Here is a 9,459-nt window from a genome sequence, read left to right as displayed (position 1 = left end):
TGGGACTGCCACCGGGGCTGTAGTTGGCGGAAGTGCCTTTGTAGCGTCACATAAAAAAGCCCATCCATAGGGCATGATAAGGAGAGATCAAATGATGTTCAGGAACGTTCTTGCTTCGCGCCGGGCCATGGGCCCGCGCGCAACGCCGATTGCCACCGCGGTCGCTTTGGCCCTGTTGAGCATTACCACCGCTCAGGCGCAAACGGCTCCCGCCGACAAGCCGGCCGACACGCAGGCCGATACCAGCCAGACACAAAAGGTTGTCGTGACCGGCTACCGCTATGCGATCGAGAAGAGCCTCGACCAGAAGCGCAACGCCAACGCGATCGTCGAAGTGATCACCGCCGAAGATGTCGGCAAGTTCCCGGACAAGAACGTCGCCGACGCGCTGCAGCGCGTGCCGGGCGTGGTCGTCACCCGCAGCGGCGGCGAGGGCAAGAACGTCAGCGTGCGCGGCCTGTCGTCGGAATTGACGCTGACCCAGCTGAACGGCAATTATGTCGCCACGGCCGAATCCAACGGCGATCCTTCGCGTTCGTTCAATTACATGTTGATGCCGTCGAACATGCTGTCCAGCGCCGAGCTGTACAAGACGCCGGAAGCGCGCATCGACGAAGGCGGCATCGGCGGCACCGTGATCCTGCATACGCGCCGTCCGCTGGACGTGGAGTCCAACTCCGGCTTCGTCAACGCCGAAGGAACCTGGGCCGACACGACCAAGAAGGCCGACGGCCAGTTTTCCGGCCAGTATGCCTGGCACGACCAGAGCAACCGCTTCGGCGTGCTGGTGGGCTACACCCAGCAGAAACGCACCACCCGCACCATGGGCGCCAGCACCGAAAACTGGCAGTGGTACGGCGACAACTACCGAACCAATCCGGCAACCGACGTCAACGGCAAGGAGTCGGACCTGAACTCGTACTGGTGGGGCCAGTCGGGCTTCCACGACCAGAACGGCAAGTACTACACCAACTTCATGATGCCGACCTCGGTCAACCTCAACGTCAAGACCGAGGAGCGCGAGCGCAAGGGCGGACAGCTGACCCTGCAGTTCAAGCCGGTCCGCAACCTGAACCTGACGGCGAATTACTTCCGTTTCGACCTGTCGCAGAATTCCCAGACCAACACCCTGAAGGTACCGGAATGGAATATTGCCCGCTATGACGGCGACGGCAACTGGCCGGGCGGCCGCCTGCTCGACGGCCTGACCTTCGACCCGAGCGGCACCATCGTCACCGGCGCGCAGTACAGCGCGCACCCAGGCAAGGCCTATTACTGCAGCGGCGACCAGGCTGCGGCGGGCGGCCTGGCCAATACCGGCGGCTTCGGTCCGGACGACTGCACCATTCCAACGCCGCAGATCACCGGCAGCTACAACCGGGAAAAGGCGCGCTCGCAGGTCTTCGACTTCACGGCCGAATGGCGCGGCCAGTCGCTGGACGCCAACTTCACGGCCGGGCGTACCTGGGCCGGCGGCGGTCCGGACATGCAATTCAGCATGCCGATCAAGCCGCGCCGCCAGAACGCCGATGGCAGCTGGGCCCTCGGTAACACCGCCACCGCCTGGGACCTTTCCGGCACGCCGACGATGACGTTCGCGCCGCAACTGATGGCGAACCTGCAGAACGGCATCGGCGAAATCGACCTCGGCTCGACCTCGTCGTCGTGGACCAAGAACAGCACCGAGCAGAAGTACGCCCAGGCCGATTTCACCTGGCACAACGATGGCAAGTGGCTGGACTCGCTGCAGTTCGGCGCCAAGTACCGCGACGGCGGCACCCACCGCAGCACCGGCAACAACTACTGGGTGTGCAAGGGCGCCAATCCGAGCGACTACGACAAGCGCTTCCAGGCCGGCTGCGATCCTACCGCCAGCCGCTTCCAGGCGCAGTTCCTGTACCCTGAATCGCTGGACAATCTCGCTGGCGGCATCAGCGCCAACGCGTTCCCGGCGATTAACTATCCGGCCTACATCGGGCACCTGAACGCGACCTACGGCGAGATGCAGACCCGCAACGAAGACAACTTCGTCTACAACGTCGAAGAGAAGATCGGGTCGGCCTACCTGCAGGCCAACATCAAGACCGAGCGCCTGCGCGGCAACGTCGGCGTGCGCCTGGTGCGCACCCGGCAGCATGCCGATTCGACCGACCAGGTCGAAAGCTACAACGACTACTTCTACAACGGTCCTGGCGGCGCCCCGGCGCCATGCCGGGCGGGCGGCTTGCCGGCTGCCGGCGCGCCGGCCGGTTCTGGCTGCACCAGCGGCTTCACCAGGCTGCCGGACAGCACCGCGCGCGACTCGTCGTTTGCGGTCAGCTCGCTCGACCGCACCTACAACGACGTGCTGCCGAGCTTCAACCTGGCCTACGAGCTGAGCGACACGCTGCTGCTGCGCGCGGCCGCATCCAAGGTGGTTTCGCGTCCGAGCTACGGCGACATCGCGTCGCCGGGCGGCCTGAACTACTACAGCCAGGAGTACGTCAACGATCGCCGCCTGATCGGTGGCGGCGACCAGCAGGGCTGGTTCGGCGCGGGCAGCAACAAGAACCTGGAGCCGTACAAGGCCACTCAGTACGACCTGGGCATGGAGTGGTACTTCCATCGCGGCTCGGTGCTCGGCGCCGGCGTGTTCCGCAAAAACGTTAGCAACTTCGCGGTGCCGGTGGTGACGGACATCTCAATGGACGTGGGCGGCCAGACCGTGACGGTGAAGAACTACGCGACCAGTGCCGGCGGCCGCGACGCGGTGTCGCAGGGCGTCGAGTTGTACGCGCAGCACACCTTGGATTCCGGCCTCGGTTTCCAGGTTAACTACACGTACAACAAGACCAACCAGGCGGCCATCACCCTCGCGGACGGCACCGAACTCGGCAAGTCGCCGCTGGTCGGCAGCGCGAAGAACCAGGCCAACCTGACCGTGTTCTACTCCACCGAGAAGTTGCTGGCGCGCGCTTCATACAACCGCCGCGGCGAGGTGGTGAACGGCCTGGTCAATGGCTTGAACGTGTATGAAGAGCCGTTCGCCCAGATCGACCTGAACGTGGCGTACAACCTCACCAAGCAGCTGAGCCTGACCGCTTCGGTGCTGAACCTGACCGAGGAAGAGAGCCGCGCGCACCTGGGTAACGACACCAAGGACCGGTTCTACTCCAACGGCTATGCCGGCCGGGTCGCGTACGTTGGCCTGAACTACAAGTTCTAAGCCACTCGTTCCTCCCCGCGCCCGCTGGGCCGGGGAGGTGTCTTCAACGGCTTTGCCAGTCCTGCTGGCAAAGCCGTCTTTCCTGGACGTCGCAATGAACACGCACAACCGGATCAGCAACATCACCATCGTCGGTGGCGGCAGCGCGGGCTGGATGGCCGCGGCTGCCCTGGCGACCTACCTGGGCAAGGGAGCCGCGATCCGCCTGATCGAGTCCGAGGAGATCGGCATCGTCGGCGTCGGCGAGGCCAGCGTCCCGCACATCAGGCTGTTCAACGGGCAATGGCTCGGCATCGACGAAGCCGAGTTCGTCAAGCGCACCCAGGCCACGGTCAAGCTTGGCATTGAATTCAAGGACTGGAGCCGCATCGGCGACAGTTACATCCACGGCTTCGGCGCCATCGGCCGCTCGCTCGGCCCGCTGCCGTTTCACCAGTTCTGGCTCAAGCTGCACCTGTCCGGGCGCGCGGACCCGATCGGCGGCTATTCGCCGCAGACCGTGATGGCGCCGCAGGGCAAGTTCGCGCCGGGCGACAGGAACGCGCCGGCCGGTTCGCCGCTGGCCGATATCGCCTATGCCTATCACTTCGACGCCACGCTGTACGCGCGCTATCTGCGCGAACTGGCGGAACAGCGCGGCGTGCAACGCATCGAGGGCAAGATCGTCGGTGTGAACCAGCGCGCCGGCGACGGTTTCGTCGAATCGCTGACCCTGGAAAACGGCCAAGTGGTCGGCGGCGAATTGTTCATCGACTGCTCGGGTTTCCGCGGGCTGCTGATCGAGCAGACCCTGAAGACCGGCTACGTGGACTGGTCGCACTGGCTGCCGTGCGACCGCGCGATGGCGGTGCCCAGCGAACGCGTCGATCCGATCACGCCGTACACGCGCGCGAGCGCGCGCGCGGCCGGCTGGCAGTGGCGCATTCCGCTGCAGCACCGCACCGGCAATGGCTACGTGTATTCGAGCCGGCACATCAGCGACGACGAGGCCGCCGCGACCTTGCTGGCGAACCTGGACGGCAAGGCGCTGGCCGACCCGCGCCCCCTGCGTTTCACCGCCGGCATGCGCAAGAAGTTCTGGAACAAGAATGTCGTGGCCCTGGGCCTTGCCAGCGGCTTCCTCGAGCCGCTCGAGTCCACCAGCATCTACCTGGCCCAGTCGGGCATCACCCGCTTGCTGAGCCTGTTCCCGACGCGCGATGCCAACCCGCTGCTGGCCGAACGCTACAACCGCGAATCCGTGTTCGAGTACGAGCGGATTCGCGATTTCCTGATCCTGCACTACTGCGCGACCGAACGCGGGGACACGCCGTTCTGGAACTACTGCCGCACGATGGATATCCCGGACAGCTTGCGCGAGCCGATCGAGCTGTTCCGCCGCGATGGGCGCTACTTCCGCAATGGCGAGGATTTCTTCGCGCTGCCGAGCTGGGTCCAGGTGATGCTGGGCCAGCGCATCGTGCCGCAAGGCTATCACCCGATCGTCGACGAGATGCCTGCGGAACGGCTGGTGGAATACGTCGAGGGCATGCGCACCACGCTGGCGCAGGCCGTCGCCATGATGCCGACGCACCAGGAATGGATCGACAGATACTGGAAGGCGTCCCCACCATGAGCGCGCATCCGCTGCTGCGCGCGCTCGCGCGACTGCTGCCCGTGTTCGTCCTCGCCTTTACGGCAGGAGTGGCCAGGGCGGGAGTACCGGACCGGCTTGTCATCGACAAGGGCTGGACCTTCCGCCTTGCGCCCGGCAACGCGCAACTCGGCGCGCATCCCGAAGCGGCGCCATGGCGCCCGGCGGCGGTGCCGGGCACGGTCCATACCGACCTGTTCGCCAACAAGCTGATCCCCGACCCGTATGTCGGCGCGGCCGAAGCCGGCTTGCAGTGGATCGGCCTGGCCGACTGGGAATATCGCACGCGCTTCGACATGCCGCGCGCAGCGCTCAACAGCGCGCGCAGCGACCTGGTGTTCGAAGGCCTCGATACCTATGCCGAGGTCTGGCTCAATGGCGACAAGGTGCTCGACGCCGACAACGCCTTCCGCACCTGGCGCGTGCCGGTGCAGCGCAAGCTGCGCGCGAAGGACAATGAATTGCGCATCGTGTTGCGCTCGCCGATCGCCAGGCTGCTGCCGCAGGTGCAGGCGATGCCGCACAAGCTGGCCGGCAACTACCCTTCGCCCTACGGCGACGAACCGAAGGACGCGATGACCGGCAACTTTGCGCGCAAGCCCGGTTATCACTACGGCTGGGATTGGGGGCCGCGCTACGTGACCGCCGGCATCTGGAAGCCGGTCGTGTTGCAGAGCTGGGACGCGCTGCGCATCGACGACCTGCAGCTGCGCCAGGATCACGTCGACGCAGCGCGCGCCGATATCGCCGCGGTCGCGTCGCTCGACGCGGTGCGCGCTGGCCAGTTCGAGCTGCGCCTGTGGCAGACTGCGCCCGACGGCAAGCGCTCGCTGGCCGCGCAACGGCGGGTCGTCTTGCATGCCGGCGCCAACCGCATCGAACTTCCCGTGCAGGTCGACCGCCCGCAACGCTGGTTCCCGACCGGCTATGGTGCGCAAGCGCTGTACCGCTACCAGCTCGAAGCCCTTGACGGCAAGGCTGTCGTTGCCAGTACCAGCACGCGTACCGGCTTGCGCAGCGTTACGCTGCGCCGCGATCGCGACGACAAGGGCAGCAGCTTCTACTTCGTCGTCAACGGCATTCCCGTGTTCGCCAAAGGCGCGAACTCGATTCCCTTTGACATGTTCCAGCCGCGGGTGACCAAGGCGCAGCTGCGCCGGGTGCTGCAGTCGGCGCGCGACGCCAACATGAATTTCGTGCGCAGCTGGGGCGGCGGCTATTACGAGAGCGATGACTTCTTCGACCTGGCCGACGAACTCGGCCTGCTGGTGTGGCAGGACTTCATGTTCGGCGGCGGCATGCAGCCGGCTTACGACGACGCCTTCCGCGCCAGCGTGATCGCCGAGGCGCGCGACCAGGTGCGCCGGCTGCGCAACCATCCCAGCATCGTCCTGTGGTGCGGCAATAACGAGGAAGAAATCGCCTGGAAGTACTGGGGGCACGGCAAGACGCTGAAGGAAGCCGATCCTGGCTTCGCCGATAAGGTCTGGAAGGGCTATGTTCAGTTGTTCGGCCTTGAGCTGCGCAAGGTCGTCGCGGAAGAGGGCGGCGGCATTCGCTACTGGGCCAGTTCGCCCGGCGACGACCTGGCCGAAGTAGCCAACACGCCGGCCAGCGGCGACATGCATTACTGGGAAGTGTGGGGCAACCCGGCGCATCCGCCGACGAAGTTCCTCGAGGTCACGCCGCGCTTCATGTCCGAGTACGGACTGCAGGCATGGCCGGTGCAGCGCACCATCGACGCTTTCGCCAGGCGCGACGAGCAGGGCATGGCCACGCCGGTGATCGAGGCGCACCAGAAGTTCCAAGCCGGAAAGGGCAACGAACGGCTGATGAAGTACGTGAACTATGAGTTCGGCGAACCGAAGGATTTCGCCGGTTTCGTCTACCTCGGCCAGGCCGCGCAGGCCGAGGGCATCGAGCTGGCCGCGCTGCACCACCGCGCCAGTCGCCCGTTCACGATGGGTTCGCTGTATTGGCAGCTCAACGACGTGTGGCCGGGGGCATCGTGGTCGGGCATTGACTGGTTCGGGCGCTGGAAGGCGCTGCAGTTCCATGCGCGCCGCTTCTATGCGCCGGTCGCGGTCGCCGCGCTGCGCGGCGCCGCAGGCACCACCGCGCTCAGCCTGCTCAACGACCGCACGCGGCAGGTGCGGGGCGAGTTGCGCCTGCGCGTGATGGCCCTCGACGGCAAGATACTGCGCGACGAGCGCAATGCGGTCGAGCTGGCGCCGCTGTCGGCGGCGAAGGTGGCCGATTACGCCGACGCCGAATTGCTCGGCAACGCGGATCCGGCGTCCACCGTCGCGGTATTCGACCTGCAAGCCGAAGGCGAGCCGGCGTCGCGCAGGGTTGTGTATTTCGCAGCGGCCAAACAGATGGCCTGGAACCCCGCCGGGCTGCGCGCGGAACTGCGGCGCGACGGCGATGGATATGTGCTCGAGATCGCGGCGTCCAGGCTGGCGCGGGCGGTCTGGATCGGCTTCGGCGATCTCGACGCCGAACTGTCCGACAACGCGCTGACCCTGCTGCCGGGCGAAAGCGTCACGCTGCGCGTGGCGTCCGCCGCCACGGGCGAGGCCCTGCGCGCCGCCCTGCACATCGAATCGCTGGCCGACGCGGTGCAAACCAATCCCTCCTCCATATCACGGGCTCCCTGACATGACCTATTTTTTGTATGACACGCGCATGCTTGACGTCTCCCGCCTTCGTGCCAGAGCAATCTGGCTCCCGGCCGTGGCGATGCTGCTCGCCGGCGCCTCTGCCGGCGCGGCCGAACCGCGCTTCTCGACGTCGTTCGAATCCGGCGACCCGGTTCCCGCCGCCCTGGCAGGTAACGGCTTGCGGGTGAGCTTGGGCGACGGCCCGGAACGCCCGTACGCGGCCAAGCCGCGGGTGGGTTACAGCGGCACGCGCGCGCTGCGCTACCTTGCTGACGGCACCGGAGGCCGCCTTCAGCTGTTCCCGGTCGACATCGTGATCGGCGCCGACACGACGCTGTCGTGGAAAGTCCTGCCGGAGATTGTCGAAGGCAATACCGGCGCCTCGACCGGCGTATCGCTGGACCTGGTGCTCGACGATGGGCGGCGGATATCAAGCCTGGCATTGCGTGACAATCACGGCGTACCCCTGGGCGCTGCCGCACAGGGGCACTCGAAGACGCTGTATCCGCAGCAGTGGGCGCATAAGGCGGTCCGGCTGGGCGAACTGAAAGGGCGCCGCATCAAGGCGATCGAGCTGGAACTGCAGCCCGCGGCCGGGACCGGCGCCATCGGCTGGCTCGACGACATCGCCATCGGCGGGCAGGCGCGCAGCGTGGCCACGCGGCCATCCGATTACGTGTTGACTACCCGCGGCACCCAGGCCAATGGCACTTTCTCGCGTGGCAATAACATTCCCGCGACGGCGATGCCGCATGGCTTCAACTTCTGGACCCCGGTCACCGACGCGGGCACGCTGGGCTGGCTGTATCGCTGGAGCGAACAGAATGGCGCGGACAACCGGCCGCGGCTGCAGGCGCTGTCCCTCAGCCACCAGCCCAGTCCGTGGATGGGCGACCGCCAGACTTTCCAGGTGATGCCATCAAGCGCGCAGGGACGCCCCGACGCCGACCGTGCGCGCCGCGCGCTGCCGTTCTCGCATGATCGCGAACTGGCCCGTGCGCACACCTATCGGGTGGACTTCGACAATGGCATCCGTGCCGAGATCGCGCCGAGCGAACGCGCGGCAGTCTTCCGTTTCCGCTTCCCGCGCGATGGCGATGCGAACCTGGTGTTCGATAACGTCGACCAGCGCGGCGGCCTGACCCTGGACGCGGCCACGCAGACCCTGCGCGGCTACACCGATACCCGCAGCGGCCTGTCCAATGGCTCCGCGCGCATGTTCGTGTTTGCGCGCTTCGACCAGCGCTGGCGCGACAGCGGCCTGATCGAGACCGGCCGGCCCACCGGCTACGTCAAGTTTTCGGCCGACAATGGCGAAGTACGCATGCGCATTGCCACCTCGCTGATGTCGGTCGAACAGGCGCGGCGCAACCTCGATCAGGAGATCGGCGACGCCGGGTTCGACACCGTGCGCGAGCGCGCGCAGGTGGCCTGGGACTCCGAGCTCGGCCGCGTGCGGGTCGAGGGCGCCAGCGACGATCAGCTGGCCACGATCTATTCCAATCTCTACCGCCTGTTCCTGTATCCGAACGTTGCGCATGAAAACGCCGGCAGCGCGAAGCAGCCCGACTGGCGCCACGCCGACCAGAGCAGTTGGTCCGAGAAGAACAGTGGCGGCGACGCGCTGCGCACCGCCACCCCGGTGCGCGCCGGCAAAACCTATGTCAACAACGGTTTCTGGGACACCTTCCGCACGACCTGGCCCGCGTACGCGCTGTTCGCGCCGCAACGCGCCGGCGAGATGATCGACGGCTTCCTGCAGCAGTACCGCGAGGGCGGCTGGGTCGCGCGCTGGTCGTCGCCGGGCTATGCGGACCTGATGGTCGGCACCAGTTCCGACGTGGCCTTCGCCGATGCCTGGCTCAAGGGCGTGCGCGGCTTCGATGCGCACCAGGCCTACGAGGCCGCGCTGAAGAACGCCACCGCGGTCCCGCCGGTGTCGAACGTCGGCCGCAAGG

Annotated in this window: 4 protein-coding genes; all 4 read left to right on the top strand. The window is 66.4% G+C overall.

Annotated elements, in window-relative coordinates:
• Positions 1–91 precede the first annotated feature (91 nt).
• Positions 92–3,205: a TonB-dependent receptor gene (locus D3872_RS22160; protein WP_119812817.1), complete on the top strand. Its 3,114-nt coding sequence runs from the start codon at positions 92–94 to the stop codon at positions 3,203–3,205.
• Between the two features lie 94 nt (positions 3,206–3,299).
• Positions 3,300–4,820, top strand: a complete 1,521-nt coding sequence (locus D3872_RS22155) for a tryptophan halogenase family protein (RefSeq protein WP_119812818.1) — start codon at positions 3,300–3,302, stop codon at positions 4,818–4,820.
• Positions 4,784–7,498, top strand: coding sequence for a beta-mannosidase (locus D3872_RS22150; RefSeq protein WP_229459475.1), 2,715 nt, complete (start codon positions 4,784–4,786; stop codon positions 7,496–7,498). Before D3872_RS22155 ends, D3872_RS22150 begins: the two co-directional genes overlap by 37 nt.
• A gap of 28 nt (positions 7,499–7,526) precedes the next feature.
• Positions 7,527–9,459 (top strand): glycoside hydrolase domain-containing protein (locus D3872_RS22145; RefSeq protein WP_229459474.1); only part of this gene is annotated, 1,933 nt, incomplete at its 3' end.

It is taken from the genome of Massilia cavernae, assembly GCF_003590855.1.
Lineage (GTDB): Bacteria > Pseudomonadota > Gammaproteobacteria > Burkholderiales > Burkholderiaceae_D > Telluria_A > Telluria_A cavernae.
Note: the sequence above shows the minus strand (reverse complement) of the source record. Positions and strands in the feature narration are given on the sequence as shown.

Excerpts from the sequence above, each read along its gene's own strand:
- D3872_RS22155 (WP_119812818.1), top strand. The coding sequence starts at position 3,300 with ATGAACACGCACAACCGGATCAGCAACATCACCATCGTCGGTGGCGGC.
- D3872_RS22150 (WP_229459475.1), top strand. The coding sequence starts at position 4,784 with ATGGATCGACAGATACTGGAAGGCGTCCCCACCATGAGCGCGCATCCG.
- D3872_RS22160 (WP_119812817.1), top strand. The coding sequence starts at position 92 with ATGATGTTCAGGAACGTTCTTGCTTCGCGCCGGGCCATGGGCCCGCGC.